We start from the raw sequence: 26,700 nt of genomic DNA, 5'->3' as shown, positions 1-26,700 counted from the left end.
GGCGCCGTGCAATGTCGGACGAATACGCGGTCAGCAAGGTGCTGCTCGATCGCCTCAATGCGCGCCTGCCGCGCATGCTGGAACTGCAGCAGCGCGTGGATGCCGGCACGAAGCTCGACGACGGCGAGTTCGAATTCCTCAAGGACCTGGTCGAAGACGCCAACCTGAGCCACCAGTACGTCGCGCGCCACCCGGAGCTGCAGCCGCTCGCGAGCCGCCTGGTGTCCCTGTACGGGCAGATCGTCGAGAAGGCGATGGAGAACGAATCCAGGGGGACATGACCCCAGCTTGTGGCACTGTCCGCGCCGCCCTGCCGATGGCCTGATCGCCCGTCCACCAGACGCCGACCCGGACCTTCGCATGCGCCTTCCGCTGACCCTGCTCCTCGCGCTCACCTGCGCGCCGGCCTTCGCCCAGACCGCGCCGCACGCCGAACCGCCGGCCAACCCGGTGGTCACGCCCATCCCGCCCGCGAAGGACGCCGACGTCGCCACGCTCGACGGCATCATCGCCGCGCTCTACGACGTGATCTCCGGCCCGCCCGGCCAGGCGCGCGACTGGAACCGCATGCGCTCGCTGTTCGTGCCCGGCGCGCGGATGATGCCGGTCGGCGGCAAGAGCAAAGACGCCATCGGCATCCGCCTGCTCAGCGTCAACGACTACATCGCCTCCTCCGGCCCCTTGCTGCTGGAGAAAGGTTTCCACGAACACGAACTGGCGCGGACCACCGATCAGTTCGGCAACATCGCCCACGTCTTCACGACCTACGAGGCGAAGATCGAAAAAGACGATCACACGATGCGCGGCATCAACACGCTGCAGCTGATGAACGACGGCAAGCGTTGGTGGATCGTGTCGTTGATGTGGCAGGGCGAATCGCCGGACTTGCCCTTGCCGAAGCAATTCCTGCCGAAGGGCAAGTAATCGCGAATCGCGCGCCGCCTCGCACGGAGGCGGCGCGTCGGTTATTTCGCTTTCTTTTTCGTGTTGTGCGCCGCCGCCGCGCGGATCAACGCACCCAGCGCCTTCTCATCGATCTGCTCGCCTTCCTGGAGGTCGATCGCGCGGCGCACGTTGCCCTCCAGGCTCGAGTTGAACAACCCTTTCGGATCGGCGATCGACGCGCCGTTGGCGAAAGTCAGCTTGACGTGTTTCTTGTACGCCTCGCCGGTGCAAATGATGCCGGCGTGCGACCACACGGGCACGCCCCACTTCCATTCCTCCACGACCTCCGGATCCGCGGCGAGGATGATCGAGCGCACCTGCGCGAGCGTCTTGCCGCGCCAGTCGTCCAACTCCGCGATGCGCGCGTCGATGTGGGCCGATGCGTCGCCGTTGCCTGCCTGCCGACTTGCCTTCTTCATGCACGCTCCTGTGCGCTCATTGCATCCATCCGGGCTGCTTGGCCGCCTGCGCGATCCATTGCGCGAGCCGGTGCTCGTCGAACGCATCGCCTTCGTGGATGTGGAAGTAACGCGTCTTCGGATCCTTCGAACCGATCGGCGGCTCGGGGTCCAGTGACGCGCCGTTGAAAAACGAAAGCTTGACGTACCGGGTGAAGCAGTGGACGCCGAGGAACCAGCCCTGCCCCTCCACGCCATACAGCGGCGAGTTCCACTTCACCGCCTTGCGCAGGTTGGGCACGGTGCGTTCGACCAGGGCATCGAGCCGGCGCCCGACCTCGCGTTTCCACTCGGGCATCGCGGCGATGTAAGCCTGCACGGGGCCGTCGCCATCGCCCTTGGCGATCTGCGGATTGCCGCCGGAAAGCAGGACGACCTGGGCTGCGGTCTTCGACAAGTCAGTGGGCCGATGCGTCGCGAAGCGCGAGCTTACGACGCCGCCCGCCGCGCAGTCGATCCGCTGCGATGCAGCACGCACGTCGGCCCACGGCGGTGACCAGCGTTCACCCGAGCGGGGGTTGCGCCATTCAGCGCGCGTGCGAACTCTGCGGTAATGCACGCGTGATTGCTTTGCACACCGTGCACACAGCGCCGAACGCAGTTTCCGCCCCCGCACTCACTCGAGTGCCGGGAGGGAGGAAGCCAATGTCCACGCAATCCATCGTGCGCGGGCTCGCGATCGCGGGCGCCGCGCTTTGCACGTTCGGCGTCTGGGCGCTGGGCACCGCGCAACGCGAGGCAACGCCGCGCACCGCACATGCATCGGTCGCGCCCCATGCGACAAGCGCGACGCACGCATCCAACGCCGAGCGCGCGCAACGCATCAACCTGTTCGCCGCTTCACTCCTGCCATCGGCGGCCGGCGCCGACCCGCTGCAGGTCGAACCCCGCGTGCCGCGCGCGTCGGGCACGCCGTGCGTGCAGACGATCTCCACCGAACGCGGGATTTTCCGCTTCGCCGAGACCGAACCCACGCTGATTCCCGCGACCACCTGTCCGGGCCCGTATTCGAAGATCACCCTGGTGGTCGAACTCACCGGCCCGCGCGAGAACGCCGATCCGGCCGGCAGCATCCAGTTGTATTACACCGACTTCGCGGGTCATGACGGCGGCACGCTGTGGGCGGGGTCGACGCAGATCTCCGACGACATCCCGGTGTGGCGTTTCGAACGCGACGTCACCGAGCTGCAGAATTACTTCACGCGCCCGGAGGGCTTCGTTTTCCCGGGCAGCTTCGACAACGACTATCTCGTTTTCGAAGGGCTGCAAGCACGCGTTTCAGCCGTGCGCCTGTTGTTCTATCGCGCCAACACCACCACGCCCGCGCAGCGCGTGGCCGATGCCGTCTTCCCGATCGCCTTCCCCGATGCCGCCGGCAACAACGCGTACTTCGAAGGCACGCTGCCGCGCAACACCATCCAGGCCTTCGTGGATGTGTATGCGCAGGTGCTCGGCACCGACCGTCGCATCTGGCCGCAATGCGCACCCGATGCCTCGTTCATTGCGTTCCCGTTGCTGCACACGCCCTTCGCGATGGGCGACAGCCATTCGATCTTCGGCGATCCGCCGCACGGTTGCCGCGGCGGCAGTTTCCGCGAAGTGGAAGTGCTGATCGACGGCACGCGTGCGGGCTTGGCGCCGGTGTTCCCGTGGTTGCCCAGCAACATGACCAACGCGTTGCGCAACACGGTGAACCTGCCGGCACCCGGCGTGCAGGCGAACAACTTCATTCCCTTCCGCGTGGATCTGACGCCCTTCGCGGGCCGGCTCAACAACGGCGCGACGCACACGATCATCCTGCAGGTGCTCAACGAGCCCGATAACCAGGTCTTCGTGGGCGGACAGTTGATCCTCTACACCGACCATGGCCGCGCGATCGTGCCCGGTGCGGTGACCGCCAACACGTTGGGGCCGGCGAGCCCCACGGAAACCAACACGCTCGCGCAAACCGACTTCACGCCGCCGGGCATGGGCCTGACCCATCACCTCACCGGCACGGTGACCACGCGCGCGCGGCGCGACTTCCACATCGACGGCTATGTCGATACCTCGCGCGGGCGCATCCGCAGCACCGTGATCCAGAGCAATCGCTTCACCGACGCGGTGACCTGGGACGTGACCGCGCCGGAAGACCGGACCGACGACTATTTCGGTTCCTTCCTGCAGAAGGTGCGCCTGGCCAGCAACGTCGACCGCACCAGCCGCCGCACGCTGGGCACGACCTTGTTGAGCGAAGACAAGCTGGCGACGAGCTACCCGTTGCTCATCGATTACTTCCAGGACGGGGAGTGGCGGAGTGTCGACGAGCAATCGGGCATCGTCGCGAACAACATCCAGATGACCGTGCACCAGGCGCGCAGCATCCGCACCTCGCAATTCCATCGCGGCACGGCGCGCTACGAGACCAGGTTGGCCGATGTGTTCGATGCCACGCGGCAGTACGTCGGCGAACCGACGAACGCGGAAACCGAATGGAATTCGAGCCGCGACTACCTGTTCACCGACAACCGCGGTGGCTGCTACGGCGCGGGCCTGACGACCTCCTTCGGCGTGCTGCAGACGCGCACGCGTGGCGACGGTTGCCCGGGTGGCGTCAGCGGCCTGCGGTGGTGGTCGCACCCGGATGGGTCGCCGGATTCGATGGGTTGGGCGCCGGCGCCGTAGTTGCGCGCTGTGTGAAGGGCCCCGATGGGCGCGGTTGGAGGCCGCGCCCATCGCGCATGGGCCGTTGCCGCCGGGGGATGACGTAGTAAGCAAGACAACCCCGGGGAAAGCCGATGCCTGCGCCCCTCTTTGAAAAGGTTTGGCCGCGCATGCTGATCGACGTGTACGTGCGCGTCGGGCTGGTGGTGATCCTCGCTGTCTGCTGCTACACCGTCTTCCGGCCGTTCCTGAACCTGATGGTGTGGTCTGTGATCCTCGCGGTCACGCTCTATCCGCTGCAGAGCAGGTTGCAAGGCCGATTGCATTGGAAGGACGGTCATCTGTCGGCGGCGATCCTCCTCGTGCTCATCGCGGTGCTGCTCGTTCCGCTGTATCTGATGGCCGCGTCGATCGCCGATTCGGCGGCCTACGCATTGGAGATGGCGCGCAGCGGACGCTTCCAGATTCCGCCGCCCTCCGATTCGGTCAAGACCTGGCCGATCATCGGCGAGCGCCTGCATGCGGTCTGGATGCAAGCCTCGACGCACCTGACCGACCTGGCGATGAAATTCGCGCCGCAGTTGCGCACGTTCACCTTCGCCGTCCTGGGAAAGACGGCCGGCGCCGCGGTCGGCCTGTTGATGTTCCTCGCCGCGCTCGCGATCGCCGCTATCTGGATGGCGTATGCGCAAGCCGCAACAAACGCGTCGCATCGCATCGCCGCACGCCTGTTCGGCGAGCAACGCGGCCTTCGCTTCGCAGAACTGTGCACGGCCACCATCCGCGCGGTGGCGCAGGGCGTGGTGGGCATCGCCTTCATCCAGATGCTGCTGATCGGGCTGGGCTTCGTGCTGATGGGCGTGCCGGCCGCGGGCGTGCTTGCGCTGCTGGTGTTGATGCTGGGTATCGTGCAGATCCCCGTCAGCCTGGTCACGATTCCCGTGATCGTCTACGTGTTCTCGACGCGTGGCTTCGACGCGGCGACGATCGTCTTCGGCGTGTACGTCTTCCTTGCGGGTCTCGTCGACAACGTGCTCAAACCCCTGCTGCTCGGACGCGGCGTCTCGGTGCCGATGCCGGTGGTGCTCATCGGCGCGCTGGGCGGCATGGTGTCGATGGGCGTCGTCGGTTTGTTCATCGGGCCCGTGCTGCTCGCCGTCGGCTACCGGATCTTCTGGGCGTGGGTGGACTCACCGCCCGAACTGCCGATGCAGCCGGAGCCGGTACCGGAGAGTCCACCGCCCGAGGCGTGAGCTATCGCTCGTACGCGCCGATGTCCGCACGTCCGTTCACCACGCGCGGAAATCCTTTCGCTGAGCACTACGGCGTGGTGCGACAACTGACGATGGACACATGCCTGCCCTCGGCACGCCACGCCGGCGCGAGGACATGCGCGCGCTTCAACGCGAGCGCGCTCGCGTTCGCACGGCGCGCACCGACCGTCGTCCTCGGCGGCTTCTGGCTCGACCGCCTGCCGCGACAGGATGGCCGCGACGATTTCCGTTCCGTGCTCGCGGCGCGGCCGACGAAGTGGCGCAATGCAAGATGTCACGCGCCGAGTTCGAACGCCGCGCCGCACCCGTGCGCGCGTTCATGCGCGCTGAAATCGCGATGCACCCGAATGTTCAGTACATCGAACCCGCAGACTACTTCTGCACGCCTGCCGTGTGCCCGATGACGAAGGACGGGAACTCGCTGTATTTCGATGATGACCACATCACGGTGAGTGCGGCGCGCGGGTTTTCGGAGACCGTGTTCCGCAGGTGACGTCAGGTGATCGGCGGGCTTGTCAGCTTCAACGCACTGCGCCCCGTTTCATCGAACTGCACATGCTCGACCGGAATGCATCCGACTGCGGGGAGTGCTGTGGGATCGGCTGCATGCCGTTCGAAGCGCTCGGTCGCTTCAGCCAAAACGCGCCCGGCATCATGGATCGTGTAGATGGTGGCGTGCGCGTCGTCGAAACCTGCATCCAGGATCCAGAAGGCGTCTTCGGTGGCATTGGTCGCGAGCAGGAAGCGCGGAACATCGCGGACGTCCCGGTACGCCACGATGCGGTACCACTCAAGCCAGTTCATGGGGCGGCTCCTCAAAGAAAAAGGGCTGCGCTTTCGCGCAACCCTTTGTCGTGATCTGGAGGCCGAGGTCGGAATTGAACCGGCGTACGCGGATTTGCAGTCCGCTGCATAACCACTCTGCCACCCGGCCGGATGACGTATCGGATTCAACCACATCCGACTGAAACAACGAAGCCCCGCGAACGGGGCTTCGACCTGGACAATCGAGTCCAAAACTTGGAGCGGGAAACGAGACTCGAACTCGCGACCCCGACCTTGGCAAGGTCGTGCTCTACCAACTGAGCTATTCCCGCATTGAGCCCGCCATTTTACGGGCGAATCATGGACTGTCAACACCTGCATGCGCTTGCTCACGCAATGCCGGCCAGGCCGCACGCAGATACTCGAATCCGCTCCACAGCGTCAGCAGCGCCGCGGCCGCCAGCATCCATTCGCCGATCGTGAACACGCGGATCCCCAGCAGCGGCTCGTGGTACAGCAGCAGCGTCACCGCCACCATCTGCACGATGGTCTTGATCTTGCCGATGCTGGCCACGGCCACTTTCTTGCGCTGGCCGATTTCGGCCATCCATTCGCGCAGCGCGGAAACCGCGATCTCGCGGCCGACGATCACCGCCGCCCACAGGGCCATCCAGCGCGTGGGGTGGCTCTGCACGATGAGGAACAGGGCCGTGGCGACCATCAGCTTGTCGGCCACCGGGTCCAGGAACGCGCCGAAGGCCGAATACTGGTTCCAGCGGCGCGCGATCCAGCCGTCCAGCCAGTCGGTCAACGAGGCGAAGGCGAAGACGAAGGCCGCCGCGAAATTGGTCCACTTGTAAGGGAGGTAGAACACCAGGACCAGCACGGGGATCATCACGATCCGGGCGATGGTGAGCCAGGTCGGTACCGTCATCTTCATCCGTCGCGTCCTGCCTGTGTTCCCGCCGCCGGCATCGGCAGCCCGTGCAGCGTGGCATAGATTCGTTCGGCGAGCGCGGCATTGACCCCTTCCACGCGCGCGATCTCCTCGGCGCCGGCCTGCTTCAGTCCGCCCAGGCCACCGAAATGCTTGAGCAGGCTCGCGCGGCGGCGCGGGCCGATGCCGGGGATGTCCTCCAGCCGGCTGGTGCTGCGCGCCTTCTGGCGCTTGCCGCGATGGCCGGTGATGGCGAAGCGGTGGGCCTCGTCGCGCACTTGCTGGACCAGTTGCAGCGCGGGGGATTCGGGCCCGGGGCGCAGTTCGCGCCCGTCGGGAAGGATCAGCGTCTCGTGCCCCGGGCGGCGTTCCTCGCCTTTGGCGACGCCGACCACGTACACCGACGAGACGCCGAGATCCTTCAACACCGCATTGGCCTGCGCGAGCTGGCCCTTGCCGCCATCGATCAGCAGGACATCGGGCAGCACCCCGCCCTCCTCGATCGCGCGGCGGAAGCGGCGCTCGAGCGCCTGGTGCATCGCCGCGTAGTCGTCCCCGGGTTCGATGCCGGTGATGTTGTAGCGGCGGTATTGCGCGCGCACGGCGCCGTTTTCGTCGAAGACGACCTGCGAGGCCACCGTCGCCTCGCCCATCGTGTGGCTGATGTCGAAGCATTCGATGCGCTTTGGCGCTTCGGCCAGGCCGAACATCTCGCGCAAGGCTTCGGCACGCGCGCTCTGTGCGGCGTGGCTCGCCAGTTCCGTCGCCAGCGTGAGTTCGGCGTTGCGCTTGACCAGGTCGACATAACCGGCGCGTTCGCCGCGCACGTTGCACTTGAGCTGGATCTTGCGGCCGGCGGTTTCCCACAGCGCGACTTCGATCAGCTCGCGATCGGGCACGTCGCGATCGAGCACGATTTCGCGCGGCGGCGGTTGTTCGGCGTAGTACTGCGAGACGAATGCGGACAACACTTCGTCCGGCGGCGCGCCGTTGGTCTTGGGGAAGAACGCGCGCGTGCCGAGGTTGCGCCCGTCGCGGAAGGCGAGCAGCAACACGCACGCCGACGCGCCCTGCATCGCGACGGCCAGCACGTCCAGGTCGGCGGCCTGGCCGTCGACGTATTGGCGCGCCTGCATCTTGCGGATGGTGGCCACCAGGTCGCGCAGGCGCGCGGCCTCTTCGAAATCCAGACGCTGGCTCGCCGCTTCCATCGCCGAGGTCAATTCGTTGCCGAGTTCCTCGCTGCGGCCGTCGAGGAACAGCGAGGCGCGCCGCGTGGCGTCGGCGTAATCGCGCGCGGGCGCAAGCCCGACGCAGGGCGCGCTGCATCGCCCGATCTGGTATTGCAGGCACGGCCGCGAGCGGTTGCGGAAGACGCTGTCCTCGCAACTGCGCAACTTGAACAGCTTGTGCATCGAGTTGAGCGTTTCGCGCACGGCCGCGGCGCTCGGATATGGGCCGAAGTAACGCCCGGCGATCGCGCGCGGGCCGCGATGGAAGGCCAGGCGCGGCCACGGTTCCTGCGTGAGCAGGACGTAGGGATAGCTCTTGTCGTCGCGCAGCAGCACGTTGTAGCGCGGCTGCAGGGATTTGATCAGCTGGTTTTCGAGCAGCAACGCTTCGGCGTCGGTGCGCGTGACGGTGGTTTCCATGCGCACGACCTGCGCGAGCATGGCCATCGTGCGCGCCGCCTTGGGCGTGGCGTTGAAGTAACTGCCGACGCGGTTCTTCAGCGCGCGCGCCTTGCCGACGTACAGCACGGCATCGTCCTTGCCGTACATGCGGTACACGCCGGGCTGCGTGCCCAGCCCGCGGGCGAAGGCCTTGCCGTCGAAGGGTGCTTGTTGCGGGGCTTGCGTCGTCACCGGGACATTATCGGGGCGGCCGCGTCATTCCCCAATCGGCACATGCTGAACCGCACCGGTTTTCGGGTCCACGCGCAGCACCGCGTGCGCGTCGGTGTCGGCGATCCACACCGCGCCGGCGCCCACCGCCAGGCCCGAGGGGCCGTGCAGCGGTTGCGGGAGCATGTGCGTGGTCATCTCGCCGCCGCCCAGGCGCAGGCTGCGCAGGCGGTCGTTGCCGGAGTCGCAGATCCACAGCAGCGGCAGGTCGGGGTCGAGCGCGATCGCCTGCGGCTCCTGCAGCTGCGCGATGTTGCGCGGCCCATCGACATGCCCGAAGGCCCAGGGCCCCTGCCCCAGCAAGGTCTGCACCGAATGGTCGCCGAGCTTGAGCGCGCGGATCGCCGAGCCCGCGCTGTCGCACACGTAGAGGTTCTGCTGCACGGCCGCGAGCGCCACCGGTTGCGCGAAGGCCGCCGCCGAGCCGATGCCGTCCTTCACCGCAAGCTCGCCCGAGCCCGCTCGGAACGTGAGCAGGTCGCGGCCCAGGTCGTAGGTCCACAGCTTGTTGTCGCCGGTGAGCGCGATGTGCAACTGGTCGTTCGACACCGCGACCGCACGCGGCGCGTCGAGCCGCACGGAGGAAGATTCGCGCACGGGCCCTTCGGTCGGCGTGCCGCGCTTGCCGTTGCCGCACAGCGTTTTGGTGTCGCCGCTGCGCAGGTTGATCTGGCGCACCGCGTGGTTGCCCGTGTCGGCGACGTAGAGCATGTCGCGCTGCAAGGCCAGGCCGTGCGGGCAATGGAAGGACGCGTGGGCCGGGTCGCCGTCGATCAGGTTCGCGTCGCCCGTGCCGAACACGCGCAGGATGCGGCCGGCGTGGCTGCATTCGAGCACGCGGTTGTGGCCGCTGTCGGCGATGTAGATGTATTGCGGCGTGACCGCCAGGCCCGTGGGGAACATCAGCGGCATCGCGGGCTCGCGCACCTTGCGCGACTGCGTGTCGTCTTCGATCGTCGGCGTGCCCGCGAGGGCCTGCAGGCGTTTGTCGAGATCGCCGAGGGCATCGCCGCCTTCCAGCCGCCCCTGCACGTCGCCGTTGCCGTCGATCAGCACGACGGTCGGCCAGGAGCGCACGCCCCACTGTTGCCACGCGACCCAATCGGCATCCATCGCCAGCGGCAAGGTGATGCCGTGGCGGTTGGCGCGCTTGAGGGTGCGGCGCGGATCGCGTTCGTGGTCGAAGCGCGGCACGTGCACGGCGAAGGCACGCAGGCGACCGGGATGGCGAAGGCGCAGCGCCTGCAGGTCGTGCATCGCCTGGATCGACCAGGCCGAACCGATGTTGACGAAGGCCACCGCCGTCAGCCAGCCACGCAAATGCGCCGACGCCGGCGGTGCCGCGTTCAACCAATGCAACGACGAAGGAAACCCCGGCACCAGCGTACGTCCCATCCCCACCTGCTCCGAACTTCCGGCCATTCCCGTCGCGCCCGATTCTAGGGATGGGTGCGATGCAGCATGCGTGATTTGGGTCGAAGGTTCACGTGCCTGACGAAAGTCGCGCTTCGGCGCGCGCCAGGTCTTCGGGCGTGTCGACGCCGGGCGGGAACGGTTCGGGCGACAGCGCGACCGCGATGCGGAAGCCGGCTTCGAGCACGCGCAGTTGTTCCAGCGATTCGATGCGCTCCAGGCGCCCGGGCGGGAGCGCGGCGAAGCGTTGCAGGAAACCGGCGCGATACGCGTACAGGCCGATGTGGCGCAGCCAATGGCCGCCCTCGGGCAGCGTGCCGCGATCCGCGGCGAACGCATCGCGCGGCCACGGAATGGGCGCGCGGCTGAAATACAGCGCGTTGCCGTCGGCGCCGCGCACGAGCTTCACGGCGTTGGGATCGAACAACGTCTCGACGTCTTCGATCGGCGTGGCGAGCGTGGCCATCTCCGCATCGGACCCGGCCAGCGCCATGGCGGCGGCCTGGAGGCCGGCGGCCGGCGCGAAGGGTTCATCGCCCTGCAGGTTCACGACGATGGTGTCGGCCGACCAACCCGCGATGCGCGCGCATTCGGCGAGGCGATCGGTGCCCGAGGCGTGATCGGGCGAGGTCATCGCGATGCGCACGCCGCTGTTGGCGAGGGCGTCGGCGATGCGCTGGTCGTCGGCGGCGACCCACACTTCGCGCGCACCGGCGGCGAGCGCGCGGCGCGCGACGTGCAGCACGAGCGGTTCACCGGCGAGCGCGCGCAGCGGTTTGCCCGGCAGGCGCGAGGCGGCATAACGCGCGGGAATGGCGACGACGAATTCGCTGGATGGCGCGGCGATCATGCGGCGGCAGGCCCCTTCGGCGGCAGTTTGTCGAACAAGGCGATCCAGAACGCTTCCGGCAATTCGGCGCGCACCGGCACGGAGTAAAACGCACTGTCGGCGAAGGCGCGGCATTTCACCGCGTCCTTTTCGGTCATCAGCACCGGCAGGCGGCTGCCGAATTCGAAATCCGCCGGCACGTAGGCATGGTGGTCGGCGAAGGCATGCGGCACCACCGCGATGCCGTGCGCGCGCAGCATGTTGAAGAAGCGATCGGGATTGCCGATGCCGGCGACCGCATGCACGCGCTGGCCCGAGAACGCGGACAGCGGTTTCGGGCGCCCGCCTTCGATCGGCTGCACGCCGCCCGGCACCAGGCGCATCGGCCACTCGCCGAAACCGGCGGGCACGTCGTCGCCGCCCACGTTGACCACGCGGAAGTCGCATTGCTCGGCGCGCTGCACCGGTTCGCGCAAGGGGCCGGCGGGCAGCAGGCGATTGTTGCCGTGGCGGCGCAGGTCGACGACATCGATCTCGACATCGCGCGCGAGCCGGTAATGCTGCAGGCCGTCGTCGCACACGACGATGTCGCAGCCGGCCTGCGCGAGCGCGCGCGCGGCGGCGACGCGGTCGCGGTCCACGCGCACCTTCGCGCCGGTGCGCAATGCGATGAGCACGGGTTCATCGCCACCATCGGCCGGCGCGGTTTTCGCATCGACCCAACGCGCGGCCTTGGGATCGGCGCGACCGTAACCGCGGCTGGCGACACCGGGGTTCCAGCCGGCCTCGCGCAGGCGCTCGATCAGCGCGATGGACAGCGGCGTCTTGCCGGTACCGCCGACCGCGACATTGCCCACGACGATGACGGGCACGCCGGCCTTCTGTTGTTTCAGCCAACCGCGGCCGTACCATTTGCGGCGCATGCCGACGAGGCCGCCGTACACGCCGCTCAGCGCGCGGGCGCCCAGCGGCACCGGGCCATCGGAATACCACCAGCCCGGCGTGTCGCCCTTCTTCATGCCTCGGCCGGTTGCTCGCGGAACTGCATGCGATGCAGGTGCGCGTACACGCCGTCCTTCGCGATGAGTTGCGCATGCGTGCCCCGCTCCACCAGGCGGCCTTCGTCCAGGACGAGCACCTGGTCGGCGTGTTCGATGGTCGAGAGGCGATGCGCGATGACGATCGTCGTGCGATCGGGCATCAAATGATTGAGCGCATCCTGCACGAGGCGTTCGGATTCGTTGTCGAGCGCGGCGGTGGCTTCGTCGAGGATCAGCAGCGGCGCATCCTTCAACAGCGCGCGTGCGATCGCCAAGCGCTGGCGCTGGCCGCCGGACAGGCGCCCGCCGTGTTCGCCGATGCGCGTGTCCATGCCATCGGGCAGGCGTTCGACGAATTCCATCGCGTTGGCGCCGCGCACGGCCTGCGCGAGTTTCTGCGCATCGGCGCCTTCCATTTCGCCGTAGGCCACGTTGTTGCCGACGCTGGCGTCGAACAGGATCACGCGCTGGCTCACCATCGCGACCTGGCGGCGCAGGTCGGCCAGTGCGTAATCTTCGAGCGGGCGGCCGTCGAGCAGCACCTGGCCGGATTCGGGTTCGTAGAAACGTGGGATCAGCTTGATCAGCGTGCTCTTGCCGCTGCCCGAACGGCCGACGATCGCGGTCACCGTGCCGGGCTTGGCGATGAAACTGATGTCGTCGATCGCCGGGCGCACCTGGTTCGGATACCGCGCGGTGACGTGGCGGAATTCCAGTTCGCCCTTCGCCCGCTTGAGCGGTGCGTTGCCGGTGTCGCGCTCATCGGGCGCATCGAGCACGGAGAACAGGCGCTCGGCGGAATTCACGCCGCGCTGGAGCATCGCCTGCACGTTGGTGAGCTGGCGCAGCGGCGGGATGATCGCGACCATCGCCGTCATCAGCACGGTGAAGTCGCCAGCGGTCAGGCGGCCGGCGGCGGCTTCGCGCGCGGCGAGGAACAGCAGCACCGCCATGCCGATCGCGCCGAGCACCTGCACGAAGAAGGAAATCGAACCGCGCGTGACTTCCACCTTCAGGGCCAGGCGCAGGTTCTTGTTGGTCTGGTCGGCGTAACGCCCGATCTCGCTTTCCTGCGCGCCGTAGATCTTCACTTCCTGGTGGCCGTGCAGCGCCTGGTCGGCGGACTGCAGCATGTCGGCGGCGTTTTCCAGGATGCGGTGGTTGATGTTGCGATAGCGCCCGCCCACCTTGTTCATCGCCCACACCAGGAACGGCGCGAGCAACAACAGGGCGATGGTGACGCGCCAGCTGGTGGACAACATCGCCCACATCATCGCGACGGTGGTCAGGCTCGCGCTGATCATCACCTTCAACGCATCGACGGCGGCGCCGGCGACTTGTTCGGTGTCGCCGCCCAGGCGCGTGAGCATCGAGGCGACGGGCTCGGCGTCGAAGCGCTCGCCCGGCAGGCGGAAATACTTGCGCATCAGCATCAGGCGCAGGTCGCGCGCGACGCCGCGGCCCGAGCGGGCCATCGTGTAATCGCCCGCCAGGCCGAACAGGCCACGCGCGACGAACAGGCCGACCAGCGCGGCCGGCAACCACAGCTGGAAACTCTTCGGATCGGCGAGACCGTCGACGATGGGCTTGAGCAGGCGCGTGACGCCATAGCTGGTGAGGGCTTCGAGCGCCATCGCCAGCGCGGCGCCACCGAGCCAGGCGCGATACGGCTTGGCGAACCCGAGCAGGCGGCGGTAGGTCTGCGTCGGGGTCGCGGTGGCGGATTCGGTCATGGGGCCTTGGCCTGCGCTGTCTGCACCGGCGGCGCGGTGGCGATCGACACGCGCGAGAAGCCGAGCTGGGCGAGCGCGTCGAGCGCGGTGACCACGGCCTGGTGCGGCGTGCGGCCATCGGCGCGCAGCAACACCGGTCGCGTGCGGTCGGTGCCGGCGACGTCGACGAGGGTTTGCTTGAGGGATTCGACGTCGGTGCGCAGCGCTTCGCGATCGTCGATGAAGTAACGGCCGTCGGCGTTCACCAGCACGCTCAGCGCCTTGGACTGCGATTCGGCCGGCTGGCCGTTGGCCTGCGGCAATTGCAGCTTGAGCACCGAGCGCGCGTCGAAGGTGGTGGTGACGACGAAAAAGATGATCAGGCAGAGGACGACATCGATCAGCGGGATCAGGTTGATCTCGGGCGTGTCGTCTTCGCGATGGTCGCGGATGCGCATGGGTCAGTCGACGCTTGCGCTCGCGCGGGCGGGCGGCACGGCGGGCGCCTGGCCGGCGGCGGCGCGCTGCGCGGCGGCGGCGCGCGGGTCGAGCGCGTCCATCAGGCCGATGGCTTCGTGCTCCATGTCGACGATGTACGCGGCGATGCGGCCGCGGAAGTAACGATGGAAGCACAGCGCCGGGATGGCGACGATCATGCCGGCCGCGGTGCACACCAGTGCCTTGCCGATGCCGCCTGCGAGCTGGTTCACGTCGCCGATGCCCTGGTCGAGGATGCCGAGGAACATCTGGATCATGCCCACCACGGTGCCGAACAGGCCGAGCAGCGGGCCCGCGGCGGCGATGGTGCCGAGCGTGTTGAGGAAGCGCTCCATCTTGTGGACCTGGTGGCGGCCCACGTCTTCGGTGCGCTCGCGGATTTCCTCGCGCGTGCGATGGCGGACGTCGAGCACCGACGCCAGCAAGGCGCCGAGGGGCGAGTTGCGACGCAGCGAATCGATGTGGGTGGGGTCCAGCCGACCCTTGGCGGCCCAGGCCCGCACCTCGGGGCCGAGGCCCGGCGGCAGGACGACCTTGCGCCGCAAACTCCAGAAACGCTCGACGATGATCGCCAGGGCGATTACCGAGAGCAGCAACAACGGGATCATCGGCCAGCCGCCCGCGCGCACCAGTTCCAGCACGTCTCACTCCTCCGGGCCAGGCCCGTCATTCGGCCGATAGCATAGCCCAGCGCCGCGGGCGGACCGGGGCGTTGCGTCCCAAAGCCGTGCGTGGGTTTCGCGACGTGCGGCCGTTTTCACGCCCTCCGGGCCCACATCCACGCGCAGGGCGCCGCCGGCGGCGGTGTCCAGGACGCGGGCGCCCGCCCCGCACCAGCGTGCGACGACCTCCGCGCGTGGGTGCCCGAAGCGATTGTTCGCGCCGCTGGCGACAAGGGCGACGCGGGCGCCGGTCGCGCGGATGAACGCGGGATCGGACGACCCTTCGCTGCCGTGATGCGGAACCAGCACGACATCGGCGCGCAATCGCGCGGGATCGCGACGGGCGAGCGTGCGTTCGACGACCTCGCCGATGTCGCCGGTGATCAACGCGCTGCCGTGCGCGCCGTCGATGCGCAATACGCAACCGGCGTCGTTGCCGAGGTAGGGGAAGTGTTGCGTGGGATGGAGGTACGTGAAGCGGACACCGTCGCGTTGCCAGGCTCGACCGGCGGTGCAGCGCGATGCGACCGGCGTCGGGCTGCCCTCCGGCGCGTGGCTGTCGCGGATCGGCAGCGCACGCCGCACGGCTTGCCAACCGCCGGCGTGATCGCTGTCGGCGTGGCTGACGACGGCGACATCCAGTGCGCGCACGCCCAGCGCACGCAGCGCGGGGACCACGGCGCGTTCGCCGGCGTCGTAACCATCGTGCGACGCCGGGCCCATGTCGAACAGGAGCGTGTGCGATTGCGTGCGCACCAGGGCCGATAGCCCTTGCCCCACATCGAGCACGTCGATGCGGAACGCGCCGTGCGCCGGAAGCGCGCGCGACGGCCAGAGCAAGGGAAGCCACATGACCAAGGCCAGCGGCTTGCCCGGAACTCCGCGCGGCAGCAGGCACCAGAAGGCCGCGAACGCCGCCATCGGCAACGCGAACCAGCGTGCTTCGGGCAACCACGCGAACGCGAACGGACTTCCGCCGAGCGCTTCGAACGCGGGCCACGTCGCATCGAATGCAAACGCTGCCGCGCGCCACGCAAGCGTGCCCAGACCCGCGTGCATGGCCTCCAGGCCGATGCCCAGCAATGCGAGCGGAACGACGAGCAGACTCCACCAAGGGATCGCAACGAGGTTCGCGATAGGTCCGGCGAACGAGGCCTGCCCGAACAACGCCACCGTCAACGGCAACAACCCCACCGTCGCGACCGCCTGCGCGGCAGCGAAACTGCGCACCACGCCGCCCTCCCCGTTCGGCAGGCACCACAGCAACCACGCCACGCCACCGACGCTGAGCCAGAACCCCGCGCCGAGCAGGGACAAGGGATCGACCAGCACCATCGCGATGACCGCGAGCGACAATGCGTCGAACGAGGAATGGGCGCGACGTCCGCAGCGCACCGCAGCGACCACCGAGATCATCAGCGTGGTGCGCACGGTAGGCAACGCGAACCCGGCGACGGCGGTGTACAGCACGGCACCGGCCACTGCCGCGATGGCCATCGCGATCGGCCTGGGCACGCGGTGCGCCAGCACGGGAACGACCCGCCACGCGAGCGAAACCGCCAGCGCGAAGAAGCCCGCGACCAGGCCGACATGGAAACCGGAAATCGCGATCAGGTGCGTCAGGCCCGTGGCGCGCAGCGTCGCCCAATCGGCGTCGTCGAGGCCTCGCGTGTCGCCGAGGGCGAGTGCGCGGATGAAACGCGAGACCGGCGCCTGGATCGCGGCGTCGATGCGATCGGCCATGCGTGCGCGCCACGCGTGGAGGCCCGCCGGCGCGGCGATTTCGCGCGCGCTGGCCGCATTGCGAAGATAACCCGTCGCCGTGAGCCGATTGGCCAGCGTATGGCGTTCGGCATCGAACCACCCGGGATTGCGCAGCCCGCGCGGCGCACGCAGGCGCGCGTCGAACGCCCAGCGGCTGCCGGCGGTGACGGGTTTGGTCGGCGCCCCGGCGTCGTACCAGGCGATCCGCAGCAGCCGTCCCCGCAAGGCCTGCGCCTGCGATACATCGTCGTCGACGCGCAGCAGGAAATGCACGCGCCGCGCATCGCGATCGGGCAAGTCCACGACGTGGCCACGAACGCGGATGTCCTTGCGCTCGAGCGACGAGGGCAATCGAAGTTCGAAGGCATGGGCTGCATGCGCCGCGGCGAGGGCGAACCCGAACACCGCCATCGCCGACAGACGCCAGGGCCTGCGCGATCGAAGCGATGCGAAAACGATGTGGAACGCCACGGTCGCGACGCCGATCGCGGCCGAAGCCCACAACGGAAGGACGAACGGCATCCAGAGCGCAACGAAGGCGCCGCCGACGAAGGCTGCGGCCGTGGCCCACTTTCCGAGCGGGTGTTCGGATGATGGAAACAATGCGCTTTGCATCGTCGTATCTCGCCACGTTCGAAGCGTCGTGTGTAAGCGCGGCGCTCGGGGCGATCTTCACTAGGTGGCGAGGAATTGTCTCGCCTTGGGCGCTCAGGAAAATCCGACGCCCTCGTGCGGCATTCGATGACATACGACGGACAAGTGTCGCGTTAGGGTGCAGTCTCCACTGACGACACGGACGTCACCGATGCATTCCACGTCGCGCCGCGCTTCCCCGGGATGTCGCCTGACGTGGCGACCCTCCCGTTTCGTCGTCGCCGTGTTGTTTGCGCTGGGGCCGCTCGGTGCTTTGGCCATCCACGCGTCCGATGTGCCCGGCGCCTTACGCGCGCCCCTCGCTGTCGGCGCGTGCGTGATGGCCTTGTTCAGCGCATATCGGGAACATCGCCGTCCGCCGCGGGTCTTCCTCCTCCGGTCCGACGCAAGCGCCATCCTCGACGACATGCCCATCCCGAATCCTCACGTCCATTGGCGCGGCACGCTCGCATTCCTGCGTGCCCGGGACCACGAAGGCCGCGTCCATCGCCTTGCGTTCTGGCCCGACACCCTGGGCGCGAATGAACGACGGGCACTGCGCCTGGCCAGTCCTTCGCCCGCCCATCTCGCCGCGGCCCCCCACGGGATGCGAGGATAGGCGGCTTATGTTCAAACCCATCCCCGTCGCCATCGGCCTGCGCTACCTCCGCGCCAAGCGCCGCAATGGTTTCATCTCCTTCATTTCGCTGGCGTCGATCCTCGGGATCGCGCTCGGCGTGACCGCGCTGATCACCACGCTTGCGGTGATGAGCGGCTTCCAGCGCGAGATCCGCGATCGCATGTTGCAGATGGCCGCGCACGCGACCGTCAGCGGCTACGGCGACCCGCTGACCGACTGGCCGCACGCGGTCAAGCTTGCGATGCAGGACAAGCGCATCGCCGGCGCGGCGCCCTACATCGAAACTCAGGGCCTGCTGCGCGGTGCGCGCAACCAGCCCGCGATCGTGCGCGGCGTGGTGCCCGACCAGGAGCGCAACGTTTCGGTGCTCGGCGAGAAGATGGTCGTCGGCAAGCTCGATGCGCTGACGCCCGGCTGCTTCAACATCGTGCTGGGGCGCGAACTCGCGCTGTGGCTGGGCGTCAACGTCGGCGACTACGTCGTGCTGACCACCGACCTGCAGGCCACGCCGATGGGCGCGATGCCGCAGTTCAAGCGCTTCAAGGTGAGCGGCCTGTTCGAAGCCGGCTACAACGAATTCGACAAGGGCCTTGCGGTGGTGAATCTGCAGGACGCGCAACGCCTGATGCGCATGGGCAACGGCGTCACCGGCGTGCGCCTGCGCCTGTACGACATGGACAAGGCCTTCGATGTCGCACGCGACCTGGCGCTCAAGTTGCCCGGCCCCTACAGCGTCAGCGACTGGACGCGCGAGAACGCGAACATGTTCCGCGCGCTCAAGATGGAAAAGACGGTCATGGCGATCCTGCTCTCGCTGCTGATCGCGATGGGCGCGTTCAACCTGGTGTCCTCGCAGGTCATGCTGGTCACCGACAAGCAAGCTGACATCGCGATCCTGCGCACCCTGGGCCTCACGCCGCGCGGCGTGATGCAGGTGTTCATGGTCCAGGGCACCTTGATCGGCATCATCGGCACCGTGCTGGGCGTGGTCGGCGGTGTCCTGCTGACGCTCAACCTCGACCACATCCTCAATGGGCTCGAAGCGGTCCTCGGCGTGCAGTTGCTGCCCGAGGACGTCTACTACATCACCGGATTGCCGACCGAATTGAAAGCCGACGACGTCACGATCATCGCGCTGGTCGCCCTCGGCATGGCGTTCGTCGCCACGCTGTATCCCGCGTGGCGCGCCGCGCGCACGGCCCCGGCGGAGGCGCTGCGTTATGAGTGAAGTCCTGCGCGCCGAACGCCTGGCCAAGACCTACGCCGAAGGCAACCTCAAGACGCACGTCTTCCACGACCTGCAACTGCACGTGGTCGAAGGCGAGACCGTCGCGATCCTCGGCGCCTCGGGCGCCGGCAAGAGCACGTTGCTGCACCTGCTCGGCGGGCTCGATGTCCCGACCGCGGGCGAAGTCTGGGTCGCGGGCCAGCGCATGAGCGACCTGTCGGACGCCGAGCGCGGCAAGCTGCGCAACAAGGCGCTGGGCTTCGTGTACCAGTTCCATCACTTGTTGCCCGAATTCACCGCGCTCGAAAACGTGATGTTGCCCGTGCTGCTCAACGGCACGCACATCCCGGAGGCACGCCAGCGCGCCAGGGAATTGCTGGAATCGGTCGGCCTGGGCCATCGCCTGGAACACAAGCCCGGCGAACTCTCCGGCGGCGAACGCCAACGCACCGCCGTCGCGCGCGCGCTGGTCAACAAACCCGCGTGCGTGCTGGGCGACGAACCCACGGGCAATCTCGACGAAAAGACCGCGGCCCATGTCTTCGCGCAGATGCTCGATCTCAACCGCGCGCAACGCACGAGCCTGGTGCTGGTGACGCACGACCGGAGCCTGGCGCGTCGGCTGGATCGCGTACTTGAGTTGCACGAAGGCAAGCTCCGGGAGCTCGCGCCCAGCGAGGTGTGATTCCATTCCGGGCGGGCGCCGAGCACCCGCCCACCGCATACAATCGCCCGATGCCTCTCTCGCCCCGATGGCCGCAATATCTGCTCGGAACCTCCGCCCTGTTGATGGCGGCGCTCACGGCATTCGCCGCGCGCGTGTTGTTCGCGGCGCATCCGGAAACCGAAGGGGGCAGCACGCTGTTCGCGATCGCGATCTTCGCCTACCCGGCGACCTTGATCATGCAGGCCGTTGCGATCGTCGGCCTCGTCCGCCTGGCGAAGGCGGGTGCGGACGAACCCACCAAGCGGACGCAAGGCCTCATCGGACTGGCTTTCCTTTCGCTGGCCGGGCCGGTCCTGGTGTTTTTGGCCTTCGCCCTGATCAACCGCTGAAGTCGCTCAGCCCAGGCGCCACCACAGCCCGCCGAGCAACACGGCTGCCCAGAACAGCACGCCGGCCAAGGCCGCCTGCCCATCGGTGAATTTGCTGCGCGTGGGCACCAGCCAGCCGATCCCGTGGCCGATTCCGACGATCACGAGTTCGAAGAAGGCTTCGGCCAGGATTTCGAGCAGTGCGCCCATCACGCGCACCGAAGGCGGCGCGAGCGTCGCAGGGGCATCAATCGTTGCGGGAAACCACGTCCGTCACCATGGCCACCGTGGCCGCATGCGAGGCGCGCGACTGCAGGACGAAGCGGCGGGCGATCTCGATGCCAACGGTCACCAGCGTGTACAGCCCGGCGGCGACGCCCAGGAACAGTACGAATTGCAGCGTGCGGTCATCCATGGCGCGTCCCCCTTTCCCCTGATCGAGGCGCAAGCATCGCGCCAGCCCCGAATGTGAAAGTGAGCACAAAGTCACATTTTTGAAACGTGGGGCGCGTCCTGTCCACCGGGGGTCACCTGGGCACCCTCGGGTGTGAAGATGCCCTGCCCGAAGGCGATCAGGTCCCCATCGGGCACCTTCACGAGCAACTCCCGCTGGCCATAGGGCTTGTCGGCCGGCCCGTGGACATCTTCCTTCGGCAGGGTGTCGAGCCTGGGCTTGAGCTCGGCGTAGAGCCCGTCGACGTCGCGGACATCGACGTAATAACGAAAACGCCGGTTCCCGGCGATCAGCGGATTGCCCTCTCCCGCCTCCATGATCCGGATGCCGCAGCCCTCGCGCTCGATGTAGGCGTAGCCGGGCTGGCGATAGAGCGTCCTGAAGCCAAGGATGTCCGCGAAGAACCGCGTCGTGGCCTCCACGTCCGCCACGTGCATGAACGGGGTGATCTGGAGGAAGTTGGCCATGGGGGCGGAGTATGCGCCGGCCCCCGCATCGGGTCGCTACAGGTGGCTGAGACTGTCGCTGATGGCGTTGCCGCCCATGCCGATCGGCGCGTAGACGGTGTCGACGCCGGGAACGTGGATCTCGCCATGCGGCGAGTAAGGCACCATGCCGCCCACGATGCAGCAGGCGTAGTAGTTCGGGGGATCGGACCAGTCGGTGCGTTCGCCATTGAGCGGACCACCGAGGAACAGCACGACCATCAGGAATCGATCTCGACCGAAGTGTCGGGGTTCATCAGGCAGCATCCTCAAGGCAAAAAAAAGAAGGCCCGATCTCACGGACCTTTTTCAAGGGTCTGGAGGGGATCGAGCCTTCCGCTCGTCGTGGTCGTCTTCGAGTGCCATTCCCTCGAACCTTTCGTTCCTGGGTTGGCGGATTCTTGGACGTCCTCGACGGTTGCGAAGGTATCGGATGCACCGTCAACGTACTGTCAAACACAACGGCCGCTTCACGGCCACGGCCACCAGTCGCGGCCGGTCAATGCGTAACGATCGGCCGCGCGTTCGAAGCGATTGCGCACGCTGACGCCACCGCACGCCAGGTACAGCGGAAGGAAGAAGGGGCCGAGCGCCATGTATTGGAAGACATGCGCGCGCTCATGATCGGCGTAAGTGATCGACGCTTCCTGCGCATGCCCCGCGCGATGCGCATACGTCACGCATTGAGCATCCAGCGAATCCCCCGTATGGAGGATGGTGTTCCCGAGCGTGATCGCCCCGCCCGGCCCCCACGGGAAGCGATGGAACACGATCGCGCATTCGCGCACGCGGACGTGCGCATGCGCGCCGAAGGCCATGCCCGCGGCGCCTGCGATCAATCCGATCAAGGTATTCGGCACGGTCCACGCCATGCCGATGGCGCGCGCGACCGCAAGCGGAAGCGCGCGCATCATCGCCTCAGCGGGCGAGCAGCCAATCGTGGATGGTCTGCGGCACTTCCTTCTGCGCGCGGCCCGACACGTAGATGCCGATGTGGCCGCCCTTGAAGGAGAGCTCGGTGTAGTCCTTCGTACCGACCACGTTGCGCAAAGCCTTCGACGCGCCCGGCGGCACCAGGTGATCCTGCTCGGCGAAGATGTTCAGCACCGGCATTTCCACCATGCCCAGGTGCACTTCGCGATCGCCGATGGTGATGCCGCCGTTGATGAAGCCATTGGCCTGGTAGAACTGCTTCACGAACTGGCGGAACGCCTCGCCCGCCTGGTCCGGCGAATCGAAGATCCACTTTTCCATGCGCAGGAAATCCTCGATCGCCTTCTTGTCGTCGAGGATGTCGACCAGCCCGACGTACTTCTGCACGAACAGGCGCGCCGGCTTCAGCGTGAGGTAGCACCAGTTCATCAGGTCGGCCGGCACGTTGCCGAGCGTGTCGACGAACAGGTCGACGTCCATCGCGCGCGTCCAGCTCGACAGCATGTTGTCGTCGGTGTGGAAATCCACCGGCGTCACCATCGTGATGAGGTTGCGGATCTTTTCCGGATGCAGCGAGGCGTAGCACAGCGAGAACGCGCCGCCCTGGCAGATGCCGAGCAGGTTGATCGCAGCCAGGCCATGTTCGCGACGCAGATATTCCACCGCGCCGCCGAGGAAACGTTCGACGTAATCCTCGAGCGTGAGATAGCGATCCGAGCGATCCGGATAGCCCCAGTCGATGATGTACACGTCTTCGCCGCGCGCGAGCAGGCCGCGCACGATCGAGCGATCCGATTGCAGGTCGACCATGTAGGGGCGGTTGACCAGCGCGTAGCTGATCAGCAGCGGGACCTTCGCCGTCGGCGCCTGCTCGCCGCGATAGCGATACAGCACCACCTTGCCGTCGGACCACACCGCTTCCTTCTTCGTCGCGCCGTACTGCACGTCGTCGACTTCGCGCAGCGTGTTCAAGCCCGCGCCGAGTTTCTGCTGCATCCGCAGCGCTTCGTCGGCGAGCGCTTCGGGGCTGATGTCCAGCGGACCCTGGTTTCCGAGGCTCATGCGCGCTTCCCCTTGCCCTTGGTGCCGTTCTTGTTGGCGTTCTTGTTGGGGCTGTTCTTCGGCTTGTTGTCGCCGAGGATCTTGTCGCCCTGCACTTTCAGCGAAGCCTCGCCACTGCGTGCGGCGGCAGGTGCGGCCTGCGGCGAAGTGGGCTGCGGCGACGCGGGCTGCGGCGCTGCCTGCGGTTTCACCGACGCCATCGCCTGCATCGCATCGCGCAACTTGCGCACTTCGCGTTCCAGCTGCGTGATCTTGCGATGCGCGGCGTCGATCTCGGTGCGCGTGGGCATGCCGAGCTGGCCGGTCGCGTTTTCCACTTCGCGTTGCACGCCACCGCGCACGCGCATCTGCGCATCGACCAGGCGCCCGTACACCTTGCGGAATTCATCCGACAGCGCGATTTCGGCATACGCCTCTTCGGCCGAGTCGATCCACAGATCGAACATGGCGCGCGCGGATTTCAGCTGCTGGCCGTCGCTGGCGCGCGCGGCGAGCTTCTTTTCGAACACTTCGTACGCACGCTGACCCGACTTCACCATCAATGCGTTGTAGGCGCTGTTTTCCTGCTGCAGGTCCAGTTGCGCCTGCACGAGCTTCTGCCAACGCTCCTGGTGCTCGCGCGCGAAGCCGAAGGCCGGCATGCCGAGCCACGAGCTGGTTTCGCGACGCCAGGCATCCAGGAAGGGCGAGGCATCTTCGATCCACTGGTCCAGGCCCTGCTGGCCCTGGCCGCGCATGGAGCGGAACAATTCCGGGAACGGGTTTTCGCCGACCGCGCCGAGCGCCTGCTTCCACGCATTGGTGATGTCGCGCGCCGAGGCGTCCTGGCCGGCGAACTGCGCCGCCACCTGCTGCATCGAGCCATACCAGCTACGCGCCTGGCCGTTGAAACGGTCGACCGCCGCGTTGACCTCCGAGCGCTGGCCGTGCGCGAGCTGGGTCCACCAGTCCACGGCGTCGTGCCATTGCTTCATCGGGTCCGGGGTGGCGGGCTGGGCCGCCGGGACCGCCCCGCGGAGCATGTCGCCCCAGGCGCTCCAGTACTGCCGCGCCATCTTCTCGAAATCCTGCCCTGCGTCCATCCGTGCCTCCCACGCGAATCAAGGCGGCATCATATCGCCCGAATTGTTGCAGTGCCGCATTCCTCAGAATTTGGGGATCCTGAGGGTCTTGCTGATCATCAGCGAGCCCGACAGCGCGAAGACCAGCACCAGCGGATGGAGCTGCCACGGGCCGAGATGGACCACCCCGAACCACAGATTCGTCCCGATGCGGTCCTGGACGGCCGCTACCGCCAGCAGCACCACGATCAGCAGGCTCGTGGGAATCGGCGTGCCCTCGAAGAACTTCACCTTGTCGTCTTCGCCCGACAGGGCCTCGGCCGTCACGTTGTAACGCGCCAGGCGGCTGACGCCGCAGCCCACGAAATACGAGAGCACCACCCAGTCCCACCCGCCCTGCAGGCCGCAGGCATAGCCCAGCGCGGCGGGTGCGACGCCGAAAGAGATGACGTCGGCCAGTGAATCGAGTTCGCGGCCCAGGGTGGACGCCGACTTGCGCCACCGCGCCACGCGGCCATCCAGGGCATCGAAGATGAAGGCCAGCGGGATCAGCGCCATGCCGACCAGCAGGTCGCGCACGATGCCTTCCTGCAGGAAGCGCATGGCCGCGAAGACCGCGCCGGTCCCGCAGAAGGCGTTGGCCAGCGTGAACCAATCCGCCAGGTGGAAGTCGCGCAACATCGAGAAATGGCGGGGTCGCGACATCGCTGGACTCCTAATGCGAAGGCGCAGGGTGCCAAAGGGGGTGTGAACGTCGCAACCTCCCTCTTCGGAAGGACGCCTCGGCACGTGACGTGGTGTTCCAGGAGCGGCAGGGGAACCACAACACGTCACGTGCCGAGGCGTCCATCCGAAGCGACGCGCTTACTCTCGCCGCCAATCGTCACCGAACGCATCGCGCATCCGCTCATACGCTTCGCGCTGCTCGTTGGAATGCGCGCGCGGCGCGAGGATTTCCAACTCGACGATTTCATCGCCCGGCGGTTGACCCGGCAACCCACGCCCGCGCAAACGCAGCTTCCGACCCGATTCGGAATCCGCGGGAATCTTGAGTTCCACCGGACCGCCGAGCGTCGGCACGCTCACCGTCGCACCTAGGGCCGCTTCCCATGGCGCCAGCGGCAACACATGCAGGATGTTGCGCCCGTCGACTTCGAACTGCGGATGCGCGGCGTACTCGATCTCCAGATACAGATCGCCGCCGTTGTTGCCCTGCCTGCCCAGGCGGATCGATTGCCCCGGCTTGATGCCCTTGGGCACCTTGATGTCGAGCGTGCGCCCGTTGACGCCGATGCGCACGTTGCCGCCGCTGTACACCGACTCCAACGGCACGGCGAGTTTCGCGCGCGTATCGCCACGCGCCTGCGGACGCGGGCCCGCGCCGCCGCCAGGGCCACCGCGCTGCCGGCCGAACAACGATTCGAAGAAATCGGAGAATCCGCCGCCCGCGCCGCCGCCGGCGAAGATCTCGTCGAAATCGAAATCGCCCTGCCCGCCATGGAAACCACCGGGCGGCGGTTGCACATCGTCGCCGGGCCGGTAACCGCGCGTGCGCAACTGATCGTAGGCGGCGCGCTTCTGCGGATCGCGCAGGGCTTCGTACGCCTCGTTGATCGACTTGAACTTGTCTTCGGCCCCCGCTTCCTTGCTCACGTCCGGGTGGTACTTGCGCGCGAGCCGGCGATAGGCCGTCTTGATCTCCGAGTCGCCGGCGCCGGGCTCGACGCCGAGGATCTGGTAGTAGTCCTTGAATTCCATGCGCGAAAGCCTACCGCAACACCGTGGAGGCCGGATCATCGCCTAAACTCGGCGGCCTGCCCCCCATCGAGGAGTCCCCCAATGTCGATCCAGTCCGGCGACCGCATTCCCGAAGTCAACCTCAAGCGCATCCGCGACGGGGGCGTGGAGACGGTCGACACGCGCACGCTGTTCGACGGCAAGAAGGTCCTGTTGTTCTCGGTGCCCGGTGCGTTCACGCCGACGTGTTCGGAGCGCCACCTGCCCGGCTTCGTGGAGCGTTATGCCGACTTCCGCGCGCGCGGCATCGAAGTGTTGTGCATGTCGGTCAACGATCCCTTCGTCATGAAGGCCTGGGGCGAAGCGCACCAGGTGCCGCAAGGATTCGAAATGCTGGCCGACGGCAACGGCGACTTCGCGCGCGCGCTCGGCCTGGAGATGGACGCGACCGCTTATGGCATGGGCACGCGCTCCAAGCGCTTCGCCCTGTACGCCGAGGATGGCGTGGTCAAGCAGTTGCACGTCGAAGCCCCGGGCGAGTTCCGCGTCTCGGCGGCCGACTACGTGCTCGAACAGTTGGGCTGAGCG

30 protein-coding genes and 2 tRNA genes are annotated in these 26,700 nt (G+C 67.3%); 9 read left to right on the top strand and 23 right to left on the bottom strand.

What is annotated here, in order from left to right; translation table 11 throughout:
• Window positions 1-11: 11 nt before the first annotated feature.
• Both AB4059_RS01105 and AB4059_RS01100 read left to right on the top strand, forming a co-directional pair.
• Entirely contained in the window at window positions 12-281 is a 270-nt protein-coding gene (locus AB4059_RS01105) for a hypothetical protein (protein ID WP_498975808.1), read from the top strand.
• 79 nt (window positions 282-360) lie between these two features.
• Complete coding sequence (locus AB4059_RS01100; RefSeq protein WP_498975806.1) at window positions 361-924, top strand: hypothetical protein; 564 nt, start codon at window positions 361-363, stop codon at window positions 922-924.
• Between the two features lie 41 nt (window positions 925-965).
• Here AB4059_RS01100 and AB4059_RS01095 read toward each other — a convergent pair whose 3' ends face one another.
• Both AB4059_RS01095 and AB4059_RS01090 read right to left on the bottom strand, forming a co-directional pair.
• Window positions 966-1,364 carry a DUF1801 domain-containing protein gene (locus AB4059_RS01095; protein ID WP_498975804.1) on the bottom strand — a complete coding sequence of 133 codons (399 nt, stop codon included), beginning with the start codon at window positions 1,362-1,364 and terminating at the stop codon, window positions 966-968.
• 16 nt (window positions 1,365-1,380) lie between these two features.
• Window positions 1,381-1,800: a DUF1801 domain-containing protein gene (locus AB4059_RS01090; RefSeq protein WP_498975802.1), complete on the bottom strand. Its 420-nt coding sequence runs from the start codon at window positions 1,798-1,800 to the stop codon at window positions 1,381-1,383.
• A 248-nt stretch (window positions 1,801-2,048) separates the two neighbouring features.
• Here AB4059_RS01090 and AB4059_RS01085 point away from each other — a divergent pair, with 248 nt between their 5' ends.
• The 3 genes from AB4059_RS01085 (at window position 2,049) to AB4059_RS01075 (ending at window position 5,813) form a co-directional block, all read left to right on the top strand.
• Window positions 2,049-4,067, top strand: coding sequence for a peptide-N4-asparagine amidase (locus tag AB4059_RS01085; protein ID WP_498975800.1), 2,019 nt, complete (start codon window positions 2,049-2,051; stop codon window positions 4,065-4,067).
• 149 nt (window positions 4,068-4,216) lie between these two features.
• Complete coding sequence (locus AB4059_RS01080; RefSeq protein WP_498975798.1) at window positions 4,217-5,299, top strand: AI-2E family transporter; 1,083 nt, start codon at window positions 4,217-4,219, stop codon at window positions 5,297-5,299.
• A gap of 100 nt (window positions 5,300-5,399) precedes the next feature.
• Entirely contained in the window at window positions 5,400-5,813 is a 414-nt protein-coding gene (locus AB4059_RS01075; protein WP_498975796.1) for an SGNH hydrolase domain-containing protein, read from the top strand.
• A 2-nt stretch (window positions 5,814-5,815) separates the two neighbouring features.
• On the opposite strand, the gene AB4059_RS01070 is transcribed toward AB4059_RS01075, so the two are convergent.
• The 12 genes from AB4059_RS01070 to AB4059_RS01015 all read right to left on the bottom strand — a co-directional run bounded on the left by AB4059_RS01070 (window position 5,816) and on the right by AB4059_RS01015 (window position 17,459).
• Window positions 5,816-6,124, bottom strand: a complete 309-nt coding sequence (locus AB4059_RS01070; RefSeq protein ID WP_498975794.1) for a hypothetical protein — start codon at window positions 6,122-6,124, stop codon at window positions 5,816-5,818.
• A gap of 56 nt (window positions 6,125-6,180) precedes the next feature.
• Window positions 6,181-6,254 (bottom strand) — tRNA-Cys (locus AB4059_RS01065).
• Window positions 6,255-6,341: 87 nt separating this feature from the next.
• Window positions 6,342-6,417: transfer RNA gene (locus AB4059_RS01060), tRNA-Gly, on the bottom strand.
• Between the two features lie 26 nt (window positions 6,418-6,443).
• Entirely contained in the window at window positions 6,444-7,025 is a 582-nt protein-coding gene (gene pgsA, locus AB4059_RS01055) for a CDP-diacylglycerol--glycerol-3-phosphate 3-phosphatidyltransferase (RefSeq protein WP_498964950.1), read from the bottom strand.
• Window positions 7,022-8,887 carry an excinuclease ABC subunit UvrC gene (gene uvrC / locus AB4059_RS01050; protein WP_498975792.1) on the bottom strand — a complete coding sequence of 622 codons (1,866 nt, stop codon included), beginning with the start codon at window positions 8,885-8,887 and terminating at the stop codon, window positions 7,022-7,024. Before uvrC ends, pgsA begins: the two co-directional genes overlap by 4 nt.
• 24 nt (window positions 8,888-8,911) lie before the next feature.
• Complete coding sequence (locus AB4059_RS01045) at window positions 8,912-10,321, bottom strand: hypothetical protein (protein WP_498975790.1); 1,410 nt, start codon at window positions 10,319-10,321, stop codon at window positions 8,912-8,914.
• Between the two features lie 88 nt (window positions 10,322-10,409).
• On the bottom strand, window positions 10,410-11,189 hold the full coding sequence (gene kdsB / locus AB4059_RS01040) for a 3-deoxy-manno-octulosonate cytidylyltransferase (protein WP_498975788.1): 780 nt from the start codon (window positions 11,187-11,189) through the stop codon (window positions 10,410-10,412).
• Window positions 11,186-12,187, bottom strand: a complete 1,002-nt coding sequence (gene lpxK / locus AB4059_RS01035) for a tetraacyldisaccharide 4'-kinase (protein ID WP_498975786.1) — start codon at window positions 12,185-12,187, stop codon at window positions 11,186-11,188. Before lpxK ends, kdsB begins: the two co-directional genes overlap by 4 nt.
• On the bottom strand, window positions 12,184-13,941 hold the full coding sequence (gene msbA, locus AB4059_RS01030; protein WP_498975784.1) for a lipid A export permease/ATP-binding protein MsbA: 1,758 nt from the start codon (window positions 13,939-13,941) through the stop codon (window positions 12,184-12,186). The genes lpxK and msbA overlap by 4 nt, the downstream gene beginning before the upstream one ends.
• Window positions 13,938-14,378 carry an ExbD/TolR family protein gene (locus AB4059_RS01025; RefSeq protein ID WP_498975782.1) on the bottom strand — a complete coding sequence of 147 codons (441 nt, stop codon included), beginning with the start codon at window positions 14,376-14,378 and terminating at the stop codon, window positions 13,938-13,940. The genes msbA and AB4059_RS01025 overlap by 4 nt, the downstream gene beginning before the upstream one ends.
• Window positions 14,379-14,381: 3 nt before the next feature.
• The gene (locus AB4059_RS01020; RefSeq protein WP_498975780.1) at window positions 14,382-15,059 is read right to left on the bottom strand and encodes a MotA/TolQ/ExbB proton channel family protein; all 678 of its coding nucleotides are present in this window, start codon (window positions 15,057-15,059) and stop codon (window positions 14,382-14,384) included.
• A gap of 3 nt (window positions 15,060-15,062) precedes the next feature.
• On the bottom strand, window positions 15,063-17,459 hold the full coding sequence (locus tag AB4059_RS01015; protein ID WP_498975778.1) for a DNA internalization-related competence protein ComEC/Rec2: 2,397 nt from the start codon (window positions 17,457-17,459) through the stop codon (window positions 15,063-15,065).
• Window positions 17,460-18,103: 644 nt separating this feature from the next.
• Here AB4059_RS01015 and AB4059_RS01010 point away from each other — a divergent pair.
• From AB4059_RS01010 to AB4059_RS01000, 3 genes are read left to right on the top strand one after another with little or no spacing between them, the layout of a single operon-like run.
• On the top strand, window positions 18,104-19,345 hold the full coding sequence (locus AB4059_RS01010; protein WP_498975776.1) for a lipoprotein-releasing ABC transporter permease subunit: 1,242 nt from the start codon (window positions 18,104-18,106) through the stop codon (window positions 19,343-19,345).
• Entirely contained in the window at window positions 19,338-20,030 is a 693-nt protein-coding gene (gene lolD / locus AB4059_RS01005) for a lipoprotein-releasing ABC transporter ATP-binding protein LolD (RefSeq protein WP_498975775.1), read from the top strand. The genes AB4059_RS01010 and lolD overlap by 8 nt, the downstream gene beginning before the upstream one ends.
• A gap of 50 nt (window positions 20,031-20,080) precedes the next feature.
• The gene (locus tag AB4059_RS01000; protein WP_498975773.1) at window positions 20,081-20,401 is read left to right on the top strand and encodes a hypothetical protein; all 321 of its coding nucleotides are present in this window, start codon (window positions 20,081-20,083) and stop codon (window positions 20,399-20,401) included.
• Window positions 20,402-20,407: 6 nt separating this feature from the next.
• Here the strand turns inward: AB4059_RS01000 and AB4059_RS00995 are convergent, their stop codons facing one another.
• The 9 genes from AB4059_RS00995 to AB4059_RS00955 form a co-directional block, all read right to left on the bottom strand.
• Entirely contained in the window at window positions 20,408-20,590 is a 183-nt protein-coding gene (locus AB4059_RS00995; protein WP_498975771.1) for a hypothetical protein, read from the bottom strand.
• A gap of 37 nt (window positions 20,591-20,627) precedes the next feature.
• Window positions 20,628-20,795: a hypothetical protein gene (locus tag AB4059_RS00990; RefSeq protein ID WP_498964644.1), complete on the bottom strand. Its 168-nt coding sequence runs from the start codon at window positions 20,793-20,795 to the stop codon at window positions 20,628-20,630.
• 71 nt (window positions 20,796-20,866) lie between these two features.
• On the bottom strand, window positions 20,867-21,301 hold the full coding sequence (locus AB4059_RS00985; RefSeq protein ID WP_498975769.1) for a bleomycin resistance protein: 435 nt from the start codon (window positions 21,299-21,301) through the stop codon (window positions 20,867-20,869).
• 36 nt (window positions 21,302-21,337) lie between these two features.
• Window positions 21,338-21,541: a hypothetical protein gene (locus tag AB4059_RS00980; RefSeq protein ID WP_498975767.1), complete on the bottom strand. Its 204-nt coding sequence runs from the start codon at window positions 21,539-21,541 to the stop codon at window positions 21,338-21,340.
• A gap of 248 nt (window positions 21,542-21,789) precedes the next feature.
• The gene (locus tag AB4059_RS00975) at window positions 21,790-22,230 is read right to left on the bottom strand and encodes a hypothetical protein (RefSeq protein WP_498977790.1); all 441 of its coding nucleotides are present in this window, start codon (window positions 22,228-22,230) and stop codon (window positions 21,790-21,792) included.
• Window positions 22,231-22,237: 7 nt separating this feature from the next.
• Window positions 22,238-23,314 (bottom strand): class III poly(R)-hydroxyalkanoic acid synthase subunit PhaC, encoded by a 1,077-nt coding sequence (locus AB4059_RS00970; protein WP_498975765.1) that lies wholly within the window; start codon window positions 23,312-23,314, stop codon window positions 22,238-22,240.
• Window positions 23,311-24,396, bottom strand: coding sequence for a class III poly(R)-hydroxyalkanoic acid synthase subunit PhaE (gene phaE / locus AB4059_RS00965; protein WP_498975763.1), 1,086 nt, complete (start codon window positions 24,394-24,396; stop codon window positions 23,311-23,313). The genes AB4059_RS00970 and phaE overlap by 4 nt, the downstream gene beginning before the upstream one ends.
• A gap of 63 nt (window positions 24,397-24,459) precedes the next feature.
• Window positions 24,460-25,080, bottom strand: a complete 621-nt coding sequence (locus AB4059_RS00960) for a CDP-alcohol phosphatidyltransferase family protein (protein WP_498975761.1) — start codon at window positions 25,078-25,080, stop codon at window positions 24,460-24,462.
• 159 nt (window positions 25,081-25,239) lie between these two features.
• Window positions 25,240-26,133 (bottom strand): DnaJ C-terminal domain-containing protein, encoded by an 894-nt coding sequence (locus AB4059_RS00955; protein WP_498975759.1) that lies wholly within the window; start codon window positions 26,131-26,133, stop codon window positions 25,240-25,242.
• An 81-nt stretch (window positions 26,134-26,214) separates the two neighbouring features.
• Here AB4059_RS00955 and AB4059_RS00950 point away from each other — a divergent pair, with 81 nt between their 5' ends.
• Window positions 26,215-26,697: a peroxiredoxin gene (locus AB4059_RS00950; RefSeq protein WP_498964629.1), complete on the top strand. Its 483-nt coding sequence runs from the start codon at window positions 26,215-26,217 to the stop codon at window positions 26,695-26,697.
• Window positions 26,698-26,700: the final 3 nt, after the last annotated feature.

This window comes from Lysobacter sp. 2RAF19 (assembly GCF_052115395.1).
Classification (GTDB): Bacteria; Pseudomonadota; Gammaproteobacteria; order Xanthomonadales; family Xanthomonadaceae; genus Noviluteimonas.
This window is presented reverse-complemented; position numbering and strand designations above follow the sequence as displayed.

Excerpts from the sequence above, each read along its gene's own strand:
- AB4059_RS00990 (WP_498964644.1), bottom strand. The coding sequence starts at position 20,795 with ATGGATGACCGCACGCTGCAATTCGTACTGTTCCTGGGCGTCGCCGCC.
- phaE (WP_498975763.1), bottom strand. The coding sequence starts at position 24,396 with ATGGACGCAGGGCAGGATTTCGAGAAGATGGCGCGGCAGTACTGGAGC.
- AB4059_RS00960 (WP_498975761.1), bottom strand. The coding sequence starts at position 25,080 with ATGTCGCGACCCCGCCATTTCTCGATGTTGCGCGACTTCCACCTGGCG.
- AB4059_RS00955 (WP_498975759.1), bottom strand. The coding sequence starts at position 26,133 with ATGGAATTCAAGGACTACTACCAGATCCTCGGCGTCGAGCCCGGCGCC.
- lolD (WP_498975775.1), top strand. The coding sequence starts at position 19,338 with ATGAGTGAAGTCCTGCGCGCCGAACGCCTGGCCAAGACCTACGCCGAA.
- AB4059_RS01095 (WP_498975804.1), bottom strand. The coding sequence starts at position 1,364 with ATGAAGAAGGCAAGTCGGCAGGCAGGCAACGGCGACGCATCGGCCCAC.
- AB4059_RS00985 (WP_498975769.1), bottom strand. The coding sequence starts at position 21,301 with ATGGCCAACTTCCTCCAGATCACCCCGTTCATGCACGTGGCGGACGTG.
- AB4059_RS01100 (WP_498975806.1), top strand. The coding sequence starts at position 361 with ATGCGCCTTCCGCTGACCCTGCTCCTCGCGCTCACCTGCGCGCCGGCC.
- lpxK (WP_498975786.1), bottom strand. The coding sequence starts at position 12,187 with ATGAAGAAGGGCGACACGCCGGGCTGGTGGTATTCCGATGGCCCGGTG.
- AB4059_RS01045 (WP_498975790.1), bottom strand. The coding sequence starts at position 10,321 with ATGGGACGTACGCTGGTGCCGGGGTTTCCTTCGTCGTTGCATTGGTTG.
- AB4059_RS01105 (WP_498975808.1), top strand. The coding sequence starts at position 12 with ATGTCGGACGAATACGCGGTCAGCAAGGTGCTGCTCGATCGCCTCAAT.
- AB4059_RS00980 (WP_498975767.1), bottom strand. The coding sequence starts at position 21,541 with ATGGTCGTGCTGTTCCTCGGTGGTCCGCTCAATGGCGAACGCACCGAC.
- AB4059_RS01025 (WP_498975782.1), bottom strand. The coding sequence starts at position 14,378 with ATGCGCATCCGCGACCATCGCGAAGACGACACGCCCGAGATCAACCTG.
- AB4059_RS00970 (WP_498975765.1), bottom strand. The coding sequence starts at position 23,314 with ATGAGCCTCGGAAACCAGGGTCCGCTGGACATCAGCCCCGAAGCGCTC.
- AB4059_RS01000 (WP_498975773.1), top strand. The coding sequence starts at position 20,081 with ATGCCTCTCTCGCCCCGATGGCCGCAATATCTGCTCGGAACCTCCGCC.
- AB4059_RS00950 (WP_498964629.1), top strand. The coding sequence starts at position 26,215 with ATGTCGATCCAGTCCGGCGACCGCATTCCCGAAGTCAACCTCAAGCGC.
- AB4059_RS01010 (WP_498975776.1), top strand. The coding sequence starts at position 18,104 with ATGTTCAAACCCATCCCCGTCGCCATCGGCCTGCGCTACCTCCGCGCC.
- AB4059_RS01070 (WP_498975794.1), bottom strand. The coding sequence starts at position 6,124 with ATGAACTGGCTTGAGTGGTACCGCATCGTGGCGTACCGGGACGTCCGC.
- kdsB (WP_498975788.1), bottom strand. The coding sequence starts at position 11,189 with ATGATCGCCGCGCCATCCAGCGAATTCGTCGTCGCCATTCCCGCGCGT.
- AB4059_RS00975 (WP_498977790.1), bottom strand. The coding sequence starts at position 22,230 with ATGCGCGCGCTTCCGCTTGCGGTCGCGCGCGCCATCGGCATGGCGTGG.
- AB4059_RS01080 (WP_498975798.1), top strand. The coding sequence starts at position 4,217 with ATGCTGATCGACGTGTACGTGCGCGTCGGGCTGGTGGTGATCCTCGCT.
- msbA (WP_498975784.1), bottom strand. The coding sequence starts at position 13,941 with ATGACCGAATCCGCCACCGCGACCCCGACGCAGACCTACCGCCGCCTG.
- AB4059_RS01085 (WP_498975800.1), top strand. The coding sequence starts at position 2,049 with ATGTCCACGCAATCCATCGTGCGCGGGCTCGCGATCGCGGGCGCCGCG.
- AB4059_RS00995 (WP_498975771.1), bottom strand. The coding sequence starts at position 20,590 with ATGGGCGCACTGCTCGAAATCCTGGCCGAAGCCTTCTTCGAACTCGTG.
- AB4059_RS01075 (WP_498975796.1), top strand. The coding sequence starts at position 5,400 with ATGCCTGCCCTCGGCACGCCACGCCGGCGCGAGGACATGCGCGCGCTT.
- AB4059_RS01015 (WP_498975778.1), bottom strand. The coding sequence starts at position 17,459 with ATGCAAAGCGCATTGTTTCCATCATCCGAACACCCGCTCGGAAAGTGG.
- pgsA (WP_498964950.1), bottom strand. The coding sequence starts at position 7,025 with ATGAAGATGACGGTACCGACCTGGCTCACCATCGCCCGGATCGTGATG.